Source organism: Mesorhizobium sp. M0771 (assembly GCF_040320155.1).
Lineage (GTDB): Bacteria > Pseudomonadota > Alphaproteobacteria > Rhizobiales > Rhizobiaceae > Mesorhizobium.
The window spans coordinates 255,679-275,963 of the sequence record NZ_JAMYPC010000007.1; the positions used below are offsets into that span (position 1 = coordinate 255,679).

The 20,285-nt window shown below is 65.1% G+C and carries 18 protein-coding genes; 12 read left to right on the forward strand and 6 right to left on the reverse strand.

Annotated features, from left to right (window positions below):
- Nucleotide 1 precedes the first annotated feature (1 nt).
- The 3 genes from NKI05_RS14015 to NKI05_RS14025 are packed head-to-tail and all read right to left on the reverse strand — an operon-like array spanning nucleotide 2 to nucleotide 3,044.
- Complete coding sequence (locus tag NKI05_RS14015) at nucleotides 2–865, reverse strand: carbohydrate ABC transporter permease (protein ID WP_023683122.1); 864 nt, start codon at nucleotides 863–865, stop codon at nucleotides 2–4.
- Nucleotides 862–1,752 (reverse strand): carbohydrate ABC transporter permease, encoded by an 891-nt coding sequence (locus NKI05_RS14020; protein ID WP_023683123.1) that lies wholly within the window; start codon nucleotides 1,750–1,752, stop codon nucleotides 862–864. Before NKI05_RS14020 ends, NKI05_RS14015 begins: the two co-directional genes overlap by 4 nt.
- Complete coding sequence (locus NKI05_RS14025; RefSeq protein WP_023704168.1) at nucleotides 1,752–3,044, reverse strand: ABC transporter substrate-binding protein; 1,293 nt, start codon at nucleotides 3,042–3,044, stop codon at nucleotides 1,752–1,754. The genes NKI05_RS14020 and NKI05_RS14025 overlap by 1 nt, the downstream gene beginning before the upstream one ends.
- Before the next feature lie 302 nt (nucleotides 3,045–3,346).
- Here NKI05_RS14025 and NKI05_RS14030 point away from each other — a divergent pair, with 302 nt between their 5' ends.
- From NKI05_RS14030 to NKI05_RS14060, 7 genes are read left to right on the forward strand one after another with little or no spacing between them, the layout of a single operon-like run.
- Nucleotides 3,347–4,621 carry an extracellular solute-binding protein gene (locus tag NKI05_RS14030; RefSeq protein ID WP_023814673.1) on the forward strand — a complete coding sequence of 425 codons (1,275 nt, stop codon included), beginning with the start codon at nucleotides 3,347–3,349 and terminating at the stop codon, nucleotides 4,619–4,621.
- 49 nt (nucleotides 4,622–4,670) lie between these two features.
- Nucleotides 4,671–5,603 (forward strand): carbohydrate ABC transporter permease, encoded by a 933-nt coding sequence (locus NKI05_RS14035; protein ID WP_031205128.1) that lies wholly within the window; start codon nucleotides 4,671–4,673, stop codon nucleotides 5,601–5,603.
- Nucleotides 5,600–6,457, forward strand: coding sequence for a carbohydrate ABC transporter permease (locus NKI05_RS14040; RefSeq protein WP_023698619.1), 858 nt, complete (start codon nucleotides 5,600–5,602; stop codon nucleotides 6,455–6,457). Before NKI05_RS14035 ends, NKI05_RS14040 begins: the two co-directional genes overlap by 4 nt.
- On the forward strand, nucleotides 6,454–7,194 hold the full coding sequence (locus NKI05_RS14045; protein WP_023698618.1) for a PIG-L deacetylase family protein: 741 nt from the start codon (nucleotides 6,454–6,456) through the stop codon (nucleotides 7,192–7,194). The genes NKI05_RS14040 and NKI05_RS14045 overlap by 4 nt, the downstream gene beginning before the upstream one ends.
- Nucleotides 7,191–8,066 (forward strand): ROK family protein, encoded by an 876-nt coding sequence (locus NKI05_RS14050; protein ID WP_023814671.1) that lies wholly within the window; start codon nucleotides 7,191–7,193, stop codon nucleotides 8,064–8,066. Before NKI05_RS14045 ends, NKI05_RS14050 begins: the two co-directional genes overlap by 4 nt.
- Complete coding sequence (locus tag NKI05_RS14055; RefSeq protein ID WP_023683130.1) at nucleotides 8,063–8,833, forward strand: GntR family transcriptional regulator; 771 nt, start codon at nucleotides 8,063–8,065, stop codon at nucleotides 8,831–8,833. Before NKI05_RS14050 ends, NKI05_RS14055 begins: the two co-directional genes overlap by 4 nt.
- Before the next feature lie 37 nt (nucleotides 8,834–8,870).
- Complete coding sequence (locus NKI05_RS14060; protein ID WP_023686509.1) at nucleotides 8,871–9,662, forward strand: sugar isomerase domain-containing protein; 792 nt, start codon at nucleotides 8,871–8,873, stop codon at nucleotides 9,660–9,662.
- 60 nt (nucleotides 9,663–9,722) lie between these two features.
- Here NKI05_RS14060 and rsgA read toward each other — a convergent pair whose 3' ends face one another.
- Both rsgA and NKI05_RS14070 read right to left on the reverse strand, forming a co-directional pair.
- Entirely contained in the window at nucleotides 9,723–10,748 is a 1,026-nt protein-coding gene (rsgA, locus tag NKI05_RS14065; RefSeq protein WP_023683132.1) for a ribosome small subunit-dependent GTPase A, read from the reverse strand.
- 855 nt (nucleotides 10,749–11,603) lie between these two features.
- Nucleotides 11,604–13,199, reverse strand: a complete 1,596-nt coding sequence (locus NKI05_RS14070) for a GMC family oxidoreductase (protein WP_023814669.1) — start codon at nucleotides 13,197–13,199, stop codon at nucleotides 11,604–11,606.
- A gap of 305 nt (nucleotides 13,200–13,504) precedes the next feature.
- Here NKI05_RS14070 and NKI05_RS14075 point away from each other — a divergent pair, with 305 nt between their 5' ends.
- From NKI05_RS14075 to NKI05_RS14090, 4 genes are all read left to right on the forward strand, one after another.
- Complete coding sequence (locus tag NKI05_RS14075) at nucleotides 13,505–14,575, forward strand: sugar ABC transporter substrate-binding protein (protein WP_023671074.1); 1,071 nt, start codon at nucleotides 13,505–13,507, stop codon at nucleotides 14,573–14,575.
- Nucleotides 14,576–14,677: 102 nt separating this feature from the next.
- Nucleotides 14,678–15,718: an ABC transporter permease gene (locus tag NKI05_RS14080; RefSeq protein WP_245262508.1), complete on the forward strand. Its 1,041-nt coding sequence runs from the start codon at nucleotides 14,678–14,680 to the stop codon at nucleotides 15,716–15,718.
- 5 nt (nucleotides 15,719–15,723) lie between these two features.
- On the forward strand, nucleotides 15,724–17,226 hold the full coding sequence (locus NKI05_RS14085) for a sugar ABC transporter ATP-binding protein (protein WP_023671076.1): 1,503 nt from the start codon (nucleotides 15,724–15,726) through the stop codon (nucleotides 17,224–17,226).
- A gap of 4 nt (nucleotides 17,227–17,230) precedes the next feature.
- Nucleotides 17,231–18,199 (forward strand): ABC transporter permease, encoded by a 969-nt coding sequence (locus NKI05_RS14090; protein WP_031205126.1) that lies wholly within the window; start codon nucleotides 17,231–17,233, stop codon nucleotides 18,197–18,199.
- A gap of 74 nt (nucleotides 18,200–18,273) precedes the next feature.
- On the opposite strand, the gene gloA is transcribed toward NKI05_RS14090, so the two are convergent.
- Nucleotides 18,274–18,684: a lactoylglutathione lyase gene (gene gloA, locus NKI05_RS14095; RefSeq protein WP_023691899.1), complete on the reverse strand. Its 411-nt coding sequence runs from the start codon at nucleotides 18,682–18,684 to the stop codon at nucleotides 18,274–18,276.
- A gap of 161 nt (nucleotides 18,685–18,845) precedes the next feature.
- Here gloA and NKI05_RS14100 point away from each other — a divergent pair, with 161 nt between their 5' ends.
- A complete protein-coding gene (locus NKI05_RS14100) occupies nucleotides 18,846–20,282 on the forward strand; it encodes an FAD-binding oxidoreductase (protein ID WP_352792474.1) in 1,437 nt (478 codons plus the stop codon).
- Nucleotides 20,283–20,285 lie beyond the last annotated feature (3 nt).

Genomic DNA, 20,285 nt, shown 5'->3' on the forward strand with positions numbered 1-20,285 from the left:
GCTATCCCTTGATCGCCGAGCCGACGATGGAATCGACGAAGAAGCGCTGCAGGACGGCGAACAGGATGAGCGGCGGCAGCACGGCCAGCGTCGCGCCGGCCATCACCAGGCCGGTGTTGACCGCGCCCCTGTTGTAGCTCAGCAACCGGCTCAGGCTGATGACGATCGGATAGGCGTCGGCATTGCCCTGCAGCACGGTCAGCGGCCACAGATAGCTGTTCCAGTGATAGACGAAGGCGAAGAGGGCCAGAGCCGCGATTGCGGGGGCGACGCTCGGCGCGACGATCTTGTAGAGGATCAAGAACTCCGAGGCGCCGTCCATGCGCGCGGCGTCGATGAGCTCGTCGGGCACGCCGGAGATGAACTGGCGCATCAGGAAGATGCCGAAAGCATTGGCGAGATTGGGCACGATGATGCCGGCGAGGCTGGCGTTGAGGCCGATCGAGCCGACCAGGCGATAGAGCGGGATCAGCGTCACGATCGGCGGCAGGAACATGGTGGCGATCAGCACAGAAAACAGCAGCGACTTGGCGGGGAAGTGGTATTTGGCGAAGGCGTAGCCGGCCATCATGCTGGTCAGCAGAATGCCGGCGGTGGTGATCGAGGCGATGACCAGAGAATTCCACATCGAGCGGCCAACATTGACCACGCCCGACACCTTCTCATAGGCGTCGAAGCTCGGCGTAAGGGGGATCCACACCGGCGGCACCTGCATGCTCTCGGCCGGCGTCTTGAGGCTCGACAGCACCATCCATACCAGCGGGAAGGCCGAGGCGACGGCGACCAGCAGCATCAGCGTCGCCAGCAGCGCCTTGCGGCCGGACGGGCGCCGGCGCGACAGCCGGCTCGACGATCCCGCGCTCATTCGTCGTTCTTCCGGTTGGCGAAGGCAAACAGCGCGCAGACGACGACAATCAGCGAAAGCATCAGCATGACCGCCATGGCCGAACCCAGTCCACCCTGCGCACGCTCGATGCCGACGCGGCGGATGTGGTAGGTGAGCACATTGGTCGAGCCGACCGGCCCGCCCTGCGTGATCAGGGCAACCGGCTCGAACACCTGCACGGCGTTGATGATGGCGATGACGGCGCTGAACAGAAGCGTGCGCCGCATCAGCGGCAGGGTGATGAAGCGGAACTGCTCGAAGCGGCTGGCGCCATCGAGCTTCGCCGCCTCGTAGAGGCTGCCTTGGATCTGCGTCAGCCCGGCGATCGCCAGCACGGTGAAATAGCCGACCTGCTGCCAGACATTGAGGAAGACGATGGAGATCAGCGCCGAGCGCGGTGACGACAGAAAGGGCTGTGGTCCCACGCCGATTAGACCGAGCATCTGATTGAGCGGGCCTTCGCTCGGCGAATAGAGTTTCGACCAGACCAGCGCCACGGCGATCATCGGCACCATGTAGGTGGCAAACAGCACCGTGCGCAGCGCCGTGCCGCCGGCGACATCGCGCTGGTAGACCATCAGCCCAAAGGCCACCGACAGCGGCAGGATGAGGATGACGGAGAGCGCGGTGTAGATCGCGGTGTTAGCCAGCGCGCCCTTGAAGTCGCGGCCGACCGAGGAGACCCCAAAAATCTCGCGGAAATTGTCGAGGCCGATAAAGCCGGCGCTGGAAAACGGTGTCTGCGTCGACCAGTCCTGGAACGACAGCCAGACGGTGAGCAGCATCGGCAACAGGACGAAGATGCCGATCAGCGTCACGGCGGGCGCCAGCATGATGCCCGCCGAGGCACGGTACCTCTGAATCATTATTTGGCGGCGCGCTCCAGGATCGAAATGGCGTCGGCCTGCGCCGTCGCCTGCGCATCCTTGGCCGAGACCTGGCCATACTGCAACGCCTCGAGCGTCTGCTGCAGCGATTCCGAGAATTCCTGGCCGCCGGGCACGACAGGGAACGGCTTGGCATCGGTGAGCACGCTGACATAGCCGGAGAGGAATTCCGAGCCGAGCTTGTCTTTGTGCGCCTCGATGTCGGAGAGGCGTGAGGGCAGGATGCCCATCGACATCAGGATATCCGACATCGCGGAAGCACCGTTCTTGCCGGACTTTGGATTGTTCAGCCAGGCGAGGAAGTCCCACGCCGCCTTCTGCTCGGCGGCACCTGCATTGGCGTTGACCACGGTCATCCAGGAGTAGGATATCGAATGCGGCTTGTCGCCGCTCGGGCCGACGGGAATCGGCGCCGTTGCAATGTCGGCGAACTTGTCGCCCATGCCGGCCTTCAGCGCGCTCTCCCACCAATTGGCCATGATGATCATGCCGGTCTTGCCGGAGACGAAATTGTCGAGGAAGGGGCCGGTGGTGTTGGCGTCGGCTGTCGCCATCGAAGGCACGCTGGCGCCCGACTTGATCAGGTCTTCATAGAGCTGGAAAGTCTCGGCGGCCTGCGGGCTGTCCAGCACCGGCTTGCCGTCCTTGACCAGGTCGCCGCCATTGGAGACCAGCAGCGAGGCGAAGGGGTGGACGACGCCGGCGGCCCAGGAATTGATCATGCCGAACCCTTGCCGTCCCGCATCCTTGTTGGTCAGCTTCTTGGCCGCGTCCTTGAACTCGTCCCAGGTCTTGGGTGGCGCCGCGATGCCGGCCTGCTTGAACAGCGCCTGGTTGTAGTTCAGCGCGTAGACGTCGATTTCGTTGGGGATGCCGTAGAGCGTGCCGCCGGCCGAAGCGGCGCTGGTGATGCCCGCCGGCCATGCGCCCTTGACCTCGCCGGCCACCGCATCGGGGGCGGGCGCGACCAGCTTGTCGCGGGCGAGTTCCGGCAGCCACAGATCGTAGATGCCGCCGATGGTCGGGCCGTCCGCGCCACCACCTTGCGAGCGCAGCGTGGTCAGGAGATCGCCGAAGGGAACGGCGCGCACGGTGACACTGACATCCGGATTGGTCTTGGCGAAATCCTTGGCTGCGGCTTCCAGCAGCGCGACCGTCTCCGGCGACCAGTGGGTGAGGTAGGAGATGTTGACCGATTGCGCCCAGCCGGTGGCGGGCAGGATGGCGAGGCCCGCGGCCAGTGCCAGTTTCGAAGTCCAAGCAAACGACATTCCTCATCCTCCCTATCGGTTCACATGAGGTTATGACAAGTCAGCGCGGCGACGCAAGGGCTTGCTGGCGAAAAAGTCTCACATGGTACGGTCACAGATTTCTTTGCGGCGCTGGAATGTGGATATTTATCGTTAGATAACAAATGGATGCAGGTACTGCAATGTCGTGAGCGGGCCAACACCGCCATTCCTGAGGCGTAGCAGACCCCTTGCGAATACCGCTATGTCGTTATAATGACTTTTGCTGAACCAATGACTTCTCACGGCACGGGAACGCCGCGGGACACAATGGGAGACTGGCAATGAGCATGCTTTCACTTCACCGGCGCGCAGCGCTTAGGCTGATCGGCGGCCTTGCCGCCGCCTGCGCCGGCGTCTTTGCCTCATTGCCGGCGCGAGCCGCCGACAGCACGGTGACGCTGTGGAGCTGGCGCACCGAGGACGAGGCGGCGATGCGCCGCATCTTCGATGCCTTCGAGGCGAAGAATCCCGGCATCAAGGTCGCCATTCAGTTCACGCCGGATGCCGACTACCAGAACCGGCTGAGCACGGCGCTGCGCGGCGGGCGCGGGCCCGACATCGCGCAGCTCAAGGCCTATGGCGAATTGCAGCCCTTCGTCGAGGCCGGCTATCTCGACGCGCTGGACGACAGCGTGCCGGAGCTGAAGAATATGGAGGACGCGGCGCTTGGCGGCGCGCGCGGCCGCAGCGACGGCAAGCTCTATGGCGTGCCCTATTCGGTGCCGATGATGGGCGTCTTCTACAACCAGGATATTTTCGCCGCCCAGGGCATCGAGATCCCCAAGACCTACAAGGATTTCACCGCTGTCTGCGAGAAGCTGAAGGCGGCCGGCATCACGCCGATCGCCACCGGCGGCGCCAACGGCTCGGCCTGGGAACTGGAGATCGCCGTCGGCGTCGTCGGCCCGACCGTCTATGGTCCTGAATTCTACGACGAGATGATGAGCGGCAAGGCGACCTTCGAGGATCCGCGCTATGTGGCGGCGCTGAAGCGCTTCGCCGAGCTGAAGCCGTATTTCCCCGACGGCTTCGCCGGCATCGACTACACCACCGCCACGCAGCAGTTCATCGGCGGCAAGGCGGCGATGTTCCTCGGCGGTTCGTTCGAGAACGGCAGCTTCAAGGCGCAGAACCCGAAGCTGAAATTCTCGATCTTCCCGTTCCCCGCCGACGATGCCGGGGCAAAACTCTACACCTCGGCCTTCTCCGACGGCTCCTATGGCCTGGTCTCCGAGAGCCAGAACAAGGAAGCCGCGACCAAGGTGCTGGGCTTCATGGCTTCGGCAGAGTTCGCGCAGATGTTCGCCGACGAGCTCGGCTGGCCGCCGGCCCGCACGGATGTGACGGTGAAGGATCCAGTGCTGGCCGCGATGATGGAGATGGCGAAGAATTCGACGCCGTATCTGACGCTGGTCGGCTTCCGCTGGCAGTCGCCGACGGCGTCTTCGGTGCTGCAGTCGGAGATCATCGACATGGTCGAAGGCAACATCGCGCCGGAGAAGCTGGCGGCCGACATGCAGGCCGCGGTCGCCACCTGGTTCAAGCCGAAGCAGTAGGCGCGGCCGGTCGCAAAAGCGGCCGGCCTCTCACGGACCAGAAAAGCGCATGAGCACCCTTCGCCGCACCAGCAGCCTTCGCCGCACGCAGCAGCGCATGGCCGTGCTGTTCACCCTGCCGGCGCTGGCGGTCTATGCGCTGTTCGTCCTCTATCCCCTGGGGATGTCGCTCTGGGGCAGCTTCTTCGTCTGGAAGGGGCTGCGCATGGTCGAGTTCGCCGGCCTGTCGAATTTCTCAAGGCTGTTCGTTTTCCCCAGCGGCGCGCGGCTCTACGGCGCGCTGTGGCACAACACCGCCTGGTTCTTCGGCATCATGCTGTTCCAGAACGGAATCGGGCTTTTGTTCGCCTGGCTGCTGTTCCTGCGCGACAGGGGTGCTGCGTTCTTCCAGTCGGTGTTCTTCTTTCCGGCGGTGCTGAGCCCGGTCATCGTCGGCGCGCTGTGGCGGTTGCTTTTGGCACCGGGCGGCGTCGTCGAATGGGCGCTGAACGGGCTTGGCCTGCACCAGGGCAGCCTGACCGTGCTCGGCAACAGCCACACCGCGCTCGCCATGCTGATCGCCGTCGATGCCTGGAACTGGATGGGCCTGCCGGTGCTGATCTACACGGCAGGTCTGCGGCAGATTTCCGGCCAGATTTTCGAGGCGGCAAAACTTGACGGCGCCGGCAATGCGCGCATGCTGTTCTCGATCGCGCTGCCGCTGCTGATGCCGGCGCTGGGCACGCTGACGACTTTGTCGTTCATCAACACCTTCAACCAGTTCGACCTCGTCTATGTCATGCAGGGCGTGCAGGGCAATCCGAGCTATTCGACCGACACGCTGGTGACGTACTTCTACCGGCTGGCCTTCGGCGCGGAAGGTGCTGTCGGCATCACCGATATCGGTCTGGCTTTGGCGCTCGGCACCGTGCTGTTTTTGATCCTCAGCATCGGCACGCTCATGATGCTGCGCTTCTTCGACCGCCGCACGGTGCAGCTATGAGCGCGCTGGCGATTTCACAAAGACCGGCCATCTCTCGGCAGCTGGCGCGGCTGCCCGGCTGGACGGTGCTGGTCGTTTGGACGGCGGCCGTGCTGTTGCCGCTCTACATCCTCATCGTCTCCTGTTTCAAGACCACGGCCGAGATCTACGACAACAGGCTCGGCCTGCCGCAAAGCTTTGCCTTCGACAATTTCATCAACGCCTGGACGCGCGCCGATCTCGGCCAGAATTTCATCAACAGCCTGATCGTCACGGGCGGCGCCGTCATCCTCACCATCGTCGTCTCGGCGATGGCCGCCTATCCGCTCAGCCGCTACAAGCTTGGCTGGAATGCCATCATGCTCGGCCTGTTCCTGTCCGGCATCATGCTGCCCATCCGGTTGGCCTCGGTCGAACTGTTCACGCTGATGCGCAATCTCGGCCTGCTGGATTCGCTGACCGGGCTGATCCTGGTCTATTCGGCGATCCGCATTCCCTTCGCCGTCTTCATCTTCGCCAATTTCATGCGCGTCTTGCCCTCCGAGTTGGACGAGGCGGCGCGCATGGACGGCGCCGGCGAGGTCCGCATCCTGTTCCAGATCATCCTGCCGATGGTCAAGCCGGCGGTGTCGATCGTGGCAATCTTCACCGCGATCGCGGTGTGGAACGATTTCTTCTTCCCGCTGATCTTCATCTTCGACGACCGCTACAAGACGGTGCCGCTGGCGATCAGCGTCTTCGTCGGCCAGTTCCGCACCGACTGGGGCCTGGTGTTCGCCTCGCTGGCGATATCCATGGCGCCCATCCTGATCATGTATTGTCTGCTGGCGCGGCAGATTCGCGAAGGCGTCGGCACCGGAGGGGGCATGAAATGATCGAAGACAGGATTTATGCGGCGAAATCCATCCTGGTGGTCGGCGCACACGCCTTCGATGCCGAGGTGATGGCCGGGCCGCTGGCGGCCGCTGCCGTCAAGCGCGGCGCCACGGTGACCTTCCTGCATCTGACCATGGGTGAGCAGGGCCATCCGTACCTGGTTCCCGCGCATTATTGCGTGCAGAAGGAAGAGGAAGCGGGCAGCGCGGCGGAGCGGCTCGGCGTCGCCATGCGTAGCTTTGGCCTGCGCGACGGCTTCCTGCCCACAGACGATCAGACGGCGCTCGAAGTGGGCGACATCATTCGCGAGCTGAAACCCGAGATCGTCATCACCCATTGGCATGGCAGCTGGCACAAGGACCATCGCGCCGCCGCGCATTTGACGAAGACCGGTATCTTCTTCGCCGGACTGCCGACCGTTGCCAGCGACCATCCGGCGCACACGCCGCAACTGCTGCTGTTCGGCGAGAACTGGGAGGACGATGACGGCTTCCGGCCCGAGCATCTCGTCGATGTCAGCGACGGGTTCGAGGCCTGGCGCGACGCGGTCATGGAGTATGAGCTGGCGCGCGGCCTGAGCAGCTTCCCCTATGTCGACTATTACAGTTCGCTCTACCGGCTGCGCGGCTGCCTGCGTGGCACGCGCCATGCGCAGGCCTTCGCGGCGGCGTCGCATTCGTGGAATGCCGGCAGCGGCCTGTTCTCGCTCCCCTTCGGCAAAGGGTCCGGTCGATGAGGCGGGTACTCGCCATCGATCTCGGCGGCACCAATCTGCGCGCCGCCGTATCTACGGGCGATGTCGGTGCGTTGGAGGCGCTGGGCAGCGAGCCGGCGCCGGCAACCCTTGATGCCTTCATTGCGCGCATCGACGCGCTGTGCGCTGAGGCCGGGTCGGTCTCAGCGCTTGGCATCGCGGTGCCGGGTCTGGTCGAGGGCTCAATCTGCCGCTGGATCCCCAACTTGCCGTTCCTCGACGGCGTCGATATCCAGCCGCTGTTTCCCAAACTGCGCGTAGCGCTCGGCAATGACGCGCAGATTGCGCTGCTGGCGGAGGCTGTCGAAGGCAGTGCGAAAAACATGTCGGAAGCGATCCTGCTCGCCATCGGCACCGGCATCGGTTCGGCGGTGCTGGCCAATGGCCGCATCGTTGCCGGCGCGCATGGCGGCGCCTGCTCGTTCGGCTGGGCCTGCGCCGACGTGAGGGATCATGGTGAAGAGCGCAGCGGCTGGCTGGAGCGCGTCGCGTCGGGCCGGGCGCTTGATGCCCTTGCCGGACAGATCGGCCTTGCCGACGGCCGCCAGCTGATCGCCGCTGCCCAGGCCGGCGAACTGGCCGCACTCACCTTGCTTGAACTGCCGGCGCGACAGCTCGGCACCGCGCTTGCAGGCGCTGTCGCGCTGCTCGATCCGCAAGCGGTTCTGATTTCGGGTGGTTTGGCGGAGGCGCTGGATGTGATCCGGCCGCCGCTGCTTGCAGCGCTGCGACGCCAACTGCCGCCGCATCTGCGCGGCATCGACGTCAAGCCCGGAAAATTCGGTCCCCGCGCCGGCCTCGTCGGCGCGGCGCTGGCCGGCGCCGTTGGGCAAGGGTGGAGGCATGTGCGATGAGCGAAGCAAGCTTTCAGCAGCCGGACCGCAGACGGCCGGAGCCGCTCTGGTATCAGGTCGAAGAGGCGATCCGCGCCATCGTCAAGAGCGGCGAATGGGCAACGGGCGACCAGATCCCGGCGGAGGACAGGCTGTGCGCCCTGTTCGGCGTCAGCCGCATCACGCTGCGCCACGCCTTGCGCAACCTCGAGGAGGCAGGACTGCTCAGGCGCGAACATGGCCGCGGCACGTTCGTGCGCTCGACCACGCTGGTCGCCGGCACGCGCGAGCTGACCAGCTTCACCCAGGAGATGGGCAATATGGGCGTGGTCGCGGGCTCGCGCCTGCTCGACTGCAGCCTGACCACCGCCAACGCGGCGGCTGCCGGCGCGCTGGAGATCGAGGAAGGCGATCCGGTGGTGCGCATTCGCAGGCTGCGGCTCGGCAACAACGAGCCGATCGGCATTCAGACGGCGCAGCTGTCGGCCGTGCGCGTGCCGGGCTTCCTCGATGCCGGCCTGCTGCAGGGCTCGCTCTACGAGGCGCTGGAGCGCCATTACGGCATCGTGCCGGTGGCGGCGCGGGAAAACTACCGGGTCGGCGCGGTCGGCGCGGCGGACGCCGAACTGCTCGACCTCGCTGTCGGCAGCCCGGCCTTCGTCGTCGAACGCATCACCACCGACGAGCGCGGCCCGTTCGAATTCACCGTCTCGATCATGCGCGGCGACCGCTACGAAATCCGCTCGACGCTGCGCGCCGGACGCGTGCCGCTGAACCCGAGAAGCTGATCCATTCCAGACCGACACAGCAAACAGGAGTACCCACGTGTCCGATCTCTACATCCACCGTCTCGCCGCCCTCATCGACCAGGCTGCGAAAGCCAATGAAGAGGCCTTTGGCCAGGCCGCCAGCCGCTTTGCCGACTCGCTCGAGGGCGGCGGGCTGGTGCATCTCTATGGCTCCGGCCATTCGGTGCTGCCGGTGCAGGAAGTGTTTCCGCGCTATGGCAGCTATGTCGGCTTCAACCCCCTGACCGACCCGCGCGTGATGTGGCACAATGTGCTCGGCGCCGGCGGCGTGCGCGAGCTTTTGTGGCTGGAGCGTACGGAAAGATACGCCGAAAAATTCCTCGACCACCAGCCGCTCAACAAGGGCGATTCGATCATCATCTTCGGCCATAGCGGCCGCAACTCGTCGGGCATCGACACCGCGCTCTACGCCAGGAAGCGCGGCATCTTCGTCGTCGCTGTCACCAGCAAGAACAATCTGGACAAGCCGGCGACGCACTCGTCCGGCAAGCGGCTGGCGGATGCCGCCGACCTCGTCATCGACACCTGTTCGCCGATCGAGGACGCCATCGTGCCGGTCGAGGGCTGGAGCCGGCCGGTGTCGGGCTCATCGACGGTGCTTGCCATGATCCTGGCGCATGAGCTGATCGCGCGCACGGCCGAGCAGCTCGCCAAGCGCGGCATCGAACTGCCGGTCTTCGCCTCGCCGACCATTGCCGGCGTGACGCTGCACGACACCGACGTCATCTACGGCGTCTACCGCGAGCGCATGCTGGAGGCGCAGCAGAAGCACCTGCCGACCTTCCAGGCAACGATGCGCGGAGAGTGAAAAAAGGGAGGCCCGGCACATGCCGGGCCTCCGACGTCTCGTTCCGCAATTCCTATCCTCTCAACGCCGCTTCGGGCGCCCGGCAGGCGATTTGTTGCCGCGCGGGCCGCTCTGAACCGGCGTGTTGCCCTGGTTTTCCTCCGACAGCTTGCGCCAGCGGGCAAGGCGCTCAGGGTCGAGCGTACCCGCCTTCAACGCAGCCTGCACCGCGCAGCCCGGTTCGTGGACATGGGTGCAGTCGCGGAACTTGCACAGCGGTGCGAGCTCGGTGATTTCGGCAAACAGCGTGTCGATGCCGGATGCGACGTCGCTGACATGCAGCGTGCGCATGCCCGGCGTGTCGATTACCCAGCCGCCACCGGCGATGGGGTGCAGCGACCGCGCCGTGGTGGTGTGGCGACCCTTGGCATCGTGCTCGCGAATGCCCGCAGTCTGTTGCGGCGATTGCTGCGCCGCTCCGGCCAGCGTGTTGACCAGCGTCGATTTGCCGACGCCGGAGGAGCCGACCAGCGCCACCGTCTGCCCTGCGCCACACCAGGGAGCAAGCGCCGCTGCGGCATCGGCGACGCGCGGGTTCAGCGTCACTACGGGCAAACCACGCTGAAGGGCGGCAGCCTGGCTTTGGTATCTCTCGGCATCGTCAGCGGTGTCGGCCTTGGTCAGCAGGATCACCGGCGTCGTTCCGGCCTCGTTGGCCAGCGCCAGATAGCGCTCGAGCCGGGCGATGTTGAAATCGGCATTGCAGGACGTCACGATGAACAGCGTGTCGACATTGGCCGCGGCCAGCTGCGGGATCCTGCCGCCCTGGGTACGGCGCTCCAGCACCGTCTTGCGGGTCAGCCGGCGGAGCAGCAGATGTGTATGCTGCTCGACCAGCACCCAGTCGCCGACGGCGTAGTCGCCGGTGTTGGCATTGGCCGGCAGCGTCAGATCCACTGGCCCTGCCCGGGACAGGCCGGCCAGGCGGTCGCGGTGCACCGAGGCGATGCGCGTCGGCACGAGGTCTGCCTCATCGGCTTCAAGCTGGTCGCCGAAGAAATCCGTCCAGCCCAGGCTTGCGAGGGAGGCCGTCACGGCTTTGACCAGGGGGACGGCGTCACAGACATCGGAGAGTATCCTTTGGCAAATGGGCGCGGACCCTCGGGGCGGTTGTTCAAGCCGTGTATGGGCGGCATGGCGGCATTTGGCAAGCCGAACCGCGCCGATGGCCGAGCCGTTTCGCGCACCACGTTGGAACGCATCGCGGCGGTGGTTCGCTGAACGTCACCAGACACGGAACCCTATCGTGGCACCTATCCGCGTCACGTGCGTCGAGGGTCGTTCAACATTGAGGAAAAATCCTATGCGCTTACGCCCCGTTATTCTCAATGTCTGCAACACGGAAGGGCGAACCGGAGCGCCTGGCGGCCATCAACCGGGAGCTGAGGCGGCTCGACCCGGATCTGGTCGCCTTTCAGGAGGTCGTCCAGACAGCCGATGTGAAATTCCTCGATACGCTGCCCGATGGTTTGGATTTGCATGCAACGCATCAAGCCTCTTCGTCGACCTCGAAGTTGGCAGGGACGGCTGAGGATGGCAGGTCGAGAAGCCCGCCAAAAGGGGGAGGGGATGGCCGGTACCGCAGGGGGCGGGGGGTTGGGATGGGGTTGCCTGAAGCACCGGCCAAAGCGGGACAAGTCCCACGCCCACAAGCTAGCAGAGCTTGGATCGGTTCATATGGTGTGATCGCGGAACTGGCGCAAAAGCGCTTTCACATCCCCGCGCAGGCGTCGGCAACGAGCCCGCAACCGGGGGTTTCCGGTCGGTTGGTGGATTGCGCAAGCGTCGGTTGAAGGCGCTGCGGGAGGCTGTCGTTTTTAGTGCGGTTCGAGTGCTATGCGCTCAGCGACAGGTGCTCAAGGCAGGGCAATCGCGTGGCGCCACCACATGCGATTGTCCTGCTTACGCCACCGGCAGCGTTCGCCCCGCAATCAGATCCGCAGCCTTCTCCGCAATCATGACCACGGCGGCGTTGGTGTTGGAGGACACGATGCTTGGCATGACCGAGCTGTCGCAGACACGCAGGCCTTGCAGACCGCGCACGCGCAGCTCGGGATCGACGACGCTGTCGGCATCGCCGCCCATCCGGCAGGTGCCGACTGGGTGATAGGCGCTGCGGCCATGTTCTCGGGCGAAGGCTTCGAGTGCTGAGCGCCCCTGCATCGCCTTGCCGGGCAGATGCTCGCGGCTGATGTATCTGGCGAAGGCTGGCTGCGACAGGATTTCGCGGCTGATCTCGATGCCGTCGATGGCGCGTTCGAGATCATAGCGCTCGGCGAACGGGTTGGGGTCGATGATGGGCGCATCGCGCAGGTCCGCGGACTTGAGCGTGACGCTGCCGCGCGAACGCGGGCGCACATGGTAGGAGTTCAGCGTGCAGCCATTGCCGCCGGGAACCGAGCCGATGCCTTCCTCGACGCCGGCGCCGGGCAGGAAATGGAACTGGATGTCCGGCGTCTTCTCCGCGCGGTCGCCCCACCAGAAGCCGCCGGCCTCTACAATGTTGGAGGCCACCGGCCCCTTGCCGAACAGCGCATATTCAAGACCGGCGACCGCTTGCCAGCGCTTCTTCTTGTAACGGTCGATGCCGTGCGGTCCGTTGAGCTCGGCGACGACATCGACGTCCATGTGATCGTGCAGATTCTGGCCGACGTTTTTGGAATCGTGGACCACCTTGATGCCGTGCTGGCCGAGATGCACGGCCGGGCCGATGCCGGACAGCATCAGCAATTTCGGCGAGCCGATGGCGCCGGCGGCGACGATGACTTCGCGCTCGGCGCGGAGCAGTTCGGTGCGGCCATTGACGATGATCTCTACACCGATGGCGCGGCCGTTCTCGACCACGATGCGGCTGACCGAGGCGTCGGTGCGTAGCGTCAGATTCTTGCGGCCGAGCGCCGGCTTCAGATAGGCGACCGCCGTGCTCGAGCGTTTCCCCCGACGCGTCGTCGTCTGGTAGAAGCCGGCGCCCGCCTGCTCACCGGCGTTGAAGTCGGCGCGGAAAGGAAGGCCCGCCTGCTGCGCGGCCTTGACGAAGATGCGGGTCAGCGGATGCGGCGCGCCGCTGGAGACGCCGAGCGGGCCGTCAGTGCCGTGCTGCGCATCGGCAAAAGTGTCGTTGCCCTCGGAGCGGACGAAGTAGGGCAGCACGTCGGCATAGCTCCAGCCTGCACAGCCATCGTCGGTCGCCCAGCCATCGTAGTCCTGCGGGCAACCACGGGTGAACACCTGGGCGTTGATCGAGGAGCCGCCGCCGAGCACACGCGCCTGCGGATAGACCATGGTGCGGCCGTCGATCTCCTTGCCGGGCGCGGTGTCATAACCCCAGATCAGCGGCCCCGACGTCATCTTGAAGAAGCCGACCGGCAAATGGATGTAGCGGTCGGTGTCGGGCGGACCGGCCTCGAGCAGCACGACGGACACGTCCGGGTCCTCGCTCAGCCGGGCGGCCAGAATGCAGCCAGCCGAACCGCCGCCGACAATGATGTAATCCGTCATTTCCCCTCCCGGGTTCTCTTTGTTGGAGCATGATCTCCGGACAAAACGGTTTCCCGATTTGTCCGAGAAAACCGGTTCCCACTTCTAGGGATCATGCTCCGGCGGGCGATGAAAATCACCGCCCCTTCCTCTTGCGCGCGACGATCTCAAGTCGCTTGTGCCACGTCAAGAGAAAGGGTATGGTTATCGTGTTGAAGGGTTGTCGTACAAGTGGAGGAGCTTGACGATCCTCACCAGGAGGTCCCGGCCGCGCTCCCTGCGCAAGATGCCGGGCGGAACAGAATTCAATCGGGAGGTTTCGAGGTATGAACGACACGAAGAATTTTGCGGTCAACCGGCGCACGCTGATGATGGGCGCCACCGCCGGCGTGGCGGCACTCGCCATGCCGAGCGTGCTGCGCGCGCAGGACAAGCCGACGCTGGTGACGTCGATCCGCTCGCTGTCCAACCCCTATCACGCGGTGTGGAAGACCGGCGCGGAAGCGTATGCCAAATGGGCCGGGCTGGAACACGTCACGCTGGTTTCGGAAGGCAACAGCGAGAAGGGCATTGCCGACATCAAGGCGATGCTGGCCAAGACCGGCGGCAACATGGTGCTGAATTCCGATCCCAACGACACGCCCGATGCGCGCCCGATCGTCGAGGCCTGCGCCAAGGCCGGCGCCTATGTGGTGACGCAGTGGAACAAGCCTGGGGATCTGCACCCGAAGGATTTCAACCCGAACTATGTCTCGCATATCGAGTTCGACGGCATCGACAGCGGCAAGACCATCGCCGAGATCCTGTTCAAGACCATTGGCGGCAAGGGCGGCATCGTAGCGCTCGGCGGCCTGATCTCGACCACGGCGGCGATCGAGCGCAAGAAGGGCCTCGACGCAGCCCTTGCTGCCAACCCAGACATCAAGCTGCTCGACTTCCAGGTCGCCAACTGGAAGTCGACCGAAGCCTTCGACCTGATGGGCAATCTGCTCACCCGCTTCGGCGACGACATCAAGGGCATCTGGGCGGCCAATGACGATATGGGCTCGGGCGCTCTGGAAGCGCTGCGTGCCGAAAATCTCGCCGGCAAGGTGCCGATCGTCGGCGTCGACGGCATCAAGACGGCGGTCGATGCGGTGCGCACCGGCGAGTTCGCCTGCACCGTCACTTCGGATCCGTTCTGGCAGGGCGGCATGGGTCTGGCCATCGGCTACAACGCCAAGATCGGCAAGTTCGACCCAACCAAGGAGCCCGCGGAGCACCGTGAGTTCTACGGCAAGGCGGTGCTGATCTCGCACGACAATGTCGAGGAATATTACAAGACCAATGTCGATGCGAAGCCCGAGATCGACTGGAACGATCTGTGGGGCCGGGTCACCGGAGCAATCCGCACCTGATCCATCGGAGTGGGCTGCAACTCCCTGGCGGCCCGCTTCCTCCCGCAGCCGTCGCGATCCCCTTGTCGCGACGGCTGTCACCAGCAGACGGGAAGCGGTTTCTTGACAATCCATACAGAACCCCTGAAGTCCGTTTCGGACATCGAGCGGACGACGCCCATGACACCGTTCCCCGGCCGCATCGCGACATTCCTGGGCGGCAGGCGCTGGCGCAGCCTGGCGCCGCTGGCGGTGCTGATTGTACTCTGCGTACTCATCGCCATTGCCAACCCCAATTTCATCGAGCTGCGCAATCTGGTGCGGCTTGCGAATTCCGCCGCCGTGCCGCTGACGCTGGCGATGGGGCTGACCTTCATCATCCTGATGGGCAGCATCGACCTCGCAGTCGAAGGCACGCTTTCGGTGGCGGCGATGGTGCTTGTGCTGCTCGCCGCCAATGACGGCAACGGCAACGACTATGGCTGGTGGGCGGTGCTCGCTGCCATCGCCGCCGGCACCGCCATGGGCTTCGTCAGCGGTCTCGTCCAGACCATGCTGCGCATCCCGTCCTTCATGGGCACGCTCGGCATGTGGTTCATCGGCCTCGGCCTGTCGGTCTATATGCTGGGCGGCACGGCCATCAAGCTGAACGACGCCTCGATCCGCGACCTGGCCTTGCACCGTTTCCTCGGCCTGCCGGTGGCGGTCTGGGTCGCGTTCGGCGCCTTCCTGCTCGCCACTGTCATCCAGTACCACACCAAGCTCGGCCGCCACATATTGGCGATCGGCGGTGATGAGGATGTCGCCAAGCTCTCCGGCGTCAATGTCGTGCGCGTGCGCATCACCGCCTTTGCGCTGGCCGGGTTCTTCTTCGGCATTGCCGGCGTGCTGGCCGCAGCACAGCTCGGCCAGTCGCATGCCGTCATCGGCGACGGCAGGCTGTTTGCAGCGGTCACCGCAGTGGTCGTCGGCGGCACTGCTTTGACCGGCGGCGAAGGCGGCGTCGTCAACACGCTGATCGGTGTGCTGATCGTCACCGTGCTTGCCAATGGCATGATCCTGCTCGGCATCTCGCCCTACATCCAGCAGACGGTGCAGGGTCTGATGATCATCGCCGCGGTGGCGCTGTCGCTCGACCGTGTCCGCCTGAAAATCGTCAAGTGAACGCCATGCTGCAGGCGTCCAACATCATCAAGAATTTCCCCGGCGTCCAGGCGCTGCGCGACGTCTCCATCGAGGTGCGGCCCAATGAAGTTGTCGGGCTGATCGGCGAGAACGGCGCCGGCAAGTCGACGCTGATGCGGGTGCTAGCCGGCGGCTACCGGCCGGATGGCGGCTCGCTCACACTGGACGGCGAACAGCTGCGCATGCGCAACGCCCGTGATGCGGCCAGGCATGGCATCGGCATGGTGTTCCAGGAGCAGTCGCTGGTGCTCAACCTGACGGTCGCCGAAAACATCTATCTCGGCGAAGAGGACCGCTTCACCCGCTTCGGCCTCGTCAACTGGCGCGCCATGAACGCGGCGGCGCGGCGGCAACTGGCCAAGATCGGCATCGACATCGACGTCACCGCGCGCACCTCCGAACTCACCTTCGCCGCACGCCAGATGGTCGAGCTCGCCAAGGCGCTGACCCTGGAGGAAGTGGTCGAGCGGCAGTTGCTCATCCTGCTCGACGAGCCGACCTCGGTGCTCAACGCCGCCGATATCGAGGTGCTGTTCGCGCGGGTGCGCTCGCTTAAATCCCGCGCCAGTTTTGTGTTCGTCTCGCACCGCCTCGACGAGGTGCTCAACATCTCCGACCGTGTCTACACGATGAAGGACGGCGCGGTCGTCGCCGAGCACCGCGCAGCTGAAGTCACCGCGCCGGAGCTGCACGAGATCATGGTCGGGCGCGGCCTGCAGGCCGAATATTACCGCGAGGCCCGCCAGCTCGCGCCGCGCGATATCGTGATGGTCGAGGCCAAGGGGCTTGGCGCCAACGGTTACTATCACGGCGTCGATCTCTCGATCCGGGCCGGCGAGATTGTCGGCATTGCCGGCGTCGTCGGCTCCGGCCGCGAGGAGGTGACGCGCACCGTTGGCGGCTTCGTCCAGCATGATGCCGGCGAGATGAAAATCGCCGGCGATGCCGTGCGCTTCTCCTCGCCGGAGCCGGCTGTGCGCAAGGGCATCGGCTATGTCCCGCGCGAGCGCCGGCTCGAAGGGCTGGTGATGTTTCTGTCGATCGCGGAGAACATTTCGCTGGCCGATCTCTCCAGCGTCATGCGCCATGGCGCCATCGACTATGGCAAGGAGCGCCGGCTTGCCGCCGACTGGATCAAGCGGCTGCGCATCAAGGCGCCCGGCCCCGATGCCGCCTGCCGCAAGCTCAGCGGCGGCAACCAGCAGAAGGTGGTGCTGGCGCGCTGGATGACGGCGGGCTCGCGCATCCTGGTGCTCGACCATCCCACACGCGGGCTCGACGTCGGCGCCAAGGAAGAGGTCTACGAGCTGGTGCGCGATCTCTCCGCGCAAGGCGTGGCGATTCTTTTGATTTCCGACACGCTGGAGGAAACGATCGGCCTGTCGCACCAGGTGCTGGTGATGCGCGATGGTGCAATCACCGCGCGCTTCGATGCCAGTCCGGGCAACAAGCCGAACCAGGTCGATCTTCTCAGGGCAATGGTGTGAGCCGATGAATGAAGCGTTCTCCATCAGGCGGGTTTTCGAAGGCAAGTGGACGCAGGGCGCCATTCCGCTGGTGCTGCTTGTCGGCCTGCTTTTGATCATCGAGATCGCCGCGCCCGGCTTCCTCACCGGCGAAACCGTGGCGCTTTTGTTTGCCAACACCGCCGTGCTGTTCATCCTGGCGACCGGCGTCACCTTCGCCATTCTGCTCGGCGGCATCGATTTGTCGATCCAGGCGGTGGCGTCACTAGCCAGCGTCATCCTGGCGCAATTGCTGCCGTCGCTCGGCCTTGCCGCCTTTCCGGTGGCGATCCTGTCGGGGCTTGCCTTCGGCATCCTGAGCGGTGTCGTCCACGTCAAGCTGCGCGTGCCGTCCTTCGTCGCGACACTCGCCACCGGCGGCGTGGTCACCGGCCTGGCGCTCTGGGTCTCCAATGGCCGCGCCATCACCATCGAGGAGGCTGGTCGCGAAAACACCGCCTGGATCAACGCCACTGTCGCCGGCATTCCCGTGGTGGTGCTGATTTCGACGGTGATCGGCATCGCCGCCTTTCTGGCGCTGCGCTACACACGCTTCGGCCGCCAGGCGATCGCGGTCGGCGCCGGCGAGCCGGCGGCGTGGGCGGCGGGCATCAATGTCGACCGCACCAAGATCATCGCCTTTGCCGCGTCGGGTATGCTCGCGGCCATCGCCGGCGTCGTGCTGGCAGCCAGGCTGTCGAGCGGCTCGCCGGTGCTGGCCAACCAGCTGCTGCTGCCGGCCATCGCCGCCGTCATTGTCGGCGGCACGGCGATCACCGGCGGGCTCGGCGGCGTTGCCCGCACGGCGGTCGGCGCGCTGATCATCTCGATCGTGCGCATCGGCATGACCTTTGTCGGCGTCAATATCTTCCTGGAAAACATGGTGTTCGGCGCGGTGCTGATCGCTGCCGTCGCCATTACCATCGACCGCAGCAAGATCGCGGTCATCAAGTGATCCCGCCTCCCAGGCAAGCGCGGACAGGACGGGACCGCATCGGCGCGAGGCCGATGCGGTCCGGCCCGATCGGATCACATCGTGTCGAGGCCGATCAGCTCGATCTTGTAGCCGTCGGGGTCTTCGACGAAAGCGATGTGGGTGGTGCCGTGCTGCATCGGGCCGGGCTTGCGCGGGATCTTGGCGCCGCGCTTTTCCAGTTCGGCGCAGACGGCGTAGATGTCGTTGACGCCGAGCGCCAGATGGCCGAAGCCGGTGCCAATCTCGTAGGGTTCGTCGCGGCCCCAGTTCAGCGTCAGCTCGACGACGGCTTCCTTGTCCTCGGGGCCATAGCCGACAAAGGCGTTGGTGAACTTGCCGCCGGGGTAGTCGTCGCGACGCAGCAGGGTCATGCCGAGCACCTCGGTGTAGAAGGCGATCGACTTGTCGAGGTCGAGCACCCTGATCATGGTGTGCATATAGCGAAAGCCCGGGGCGTCGCTCATTGGGGGAGTCCTCCGAATTCTGTGATTTGCGGGTCTGATCATCCACATCGAACGCTTGACGGCAAAATGGCCTCGCTTGATGTTCTAAATCAGGGTTGTATGATAACACGACAACGCAGGTATTTGTCCAGTCGTTTTGCCGAGGGGCCCAGAGCCAATCCATGAATGCCGCGCCCTCCGCATCGCAGATCGCAGCCCTCGCCGGCCTGCTGCCGAACGGTGGGCTGCTGACCGATGAAGCGGATCTGGCGCGCTTCAGCCGCGATTGGTCGGGCGATCATTTCGGCCGGCCGCTGGCCGTGGCGCGGCCCTCTTCGGTGGAGGAAATGTCGGCGCTGATGCGGTTCTGCCATGCCGAGCGCATTCCGGTCGTGCCGCAAGGTGGCCTGACCGGACTCGTGGGTGCGGCGGTGGCGGCGGATGGCGGCGAGATCGTCATCTCGCTGGAGCGCATGAACAGGATCCGTTCGATCAGCCCGATCGACTTCGCCATGGTGGTCGAGGCCGGCTGCATCCTCGAGGACGCCAAGCGCGCCGCCGAGGAAAGCGACTGCCTGTTGCCGATCACCTTTGGCGCGCAAGGCAGCTGCCGCATCGGCGGCAATGTCGCCACCAATGCCGGCGGCTTCAACGTGCTGCGCTACGGCATGACGCGCGACCTGGTGCTCGGCCTCGAAGTGGTGCTGGCCGATGGCCGGGTCTGGAACGGGCTGAAGGTGCTGCGCAAGGACAATCGCGGCTATGATCTGAAGCAGATCTTCATCGGCTCGGAGGGCACGCTCGGCATCGTCACCGCGGCGGCGCTGAAGCTGTTCCCCAAGCCGACGCAGATCGAAACCGCGCTGGTTGGCCTGCGCTCCGTCGAGGACGCGATGGCACTCTATGCAAGGGCGCGGCGCGATTGCAGCGATTTGCTCACCGCCTTCGAACTGATCCTGCGCGGCGGCATCGAGATCACCATGCGCGAAGGCCAGGATTTTCCCGATCCGCTCAGCCAGCCCTATCCCGTCTATGTGCTGATCGAGGTGTCGTCGGGCGGGCTGATCGACCTCTCCAATATTCTGCTGGGGTTTCTCGGCAGCGTCGAGGACATCGTCGAGGACGGCGTCATCGCTTCGACCAGGGCTCAAGGTGAGCGGTTGTGGCTCTACCGCGAGATCATGGTCGAGCGGCAGGGCAGGGGCGGGCGCTACCTGCGCACCGATGTCTCGGTGCCGATCTCCAGGCTTGCCGACTTCGTCACCGATGCGCTGGCCGCCTTGGAGAAAGCCCGGCCCGACGCGCTGGCCGTCACCTACGGCCATGTCGGCGACGGCAACATCCACCTCAACGTCGTGCCGCCGGAAGGCATGGGCACCGAGGCGATGGAACATCTGTTCGAGCAGGCGGAAGCCGAGATCTTCACCGTCGTCGATCGCTATGGCGGCTCTATCAGCGCCGAGCACGGCATCGGCCGGGTCAAGCAGAAGGCGTTCCTCGAACGCATCGATCCGGTGACGCTCGACCTCGCCGCCGGCATCAAGGACGCATTCGACCCGCGCCACATCCTGAGCAACGGTCGCATTCTGGCGCCGGCCGCCGCCGTCGACTATAGGTGAGCG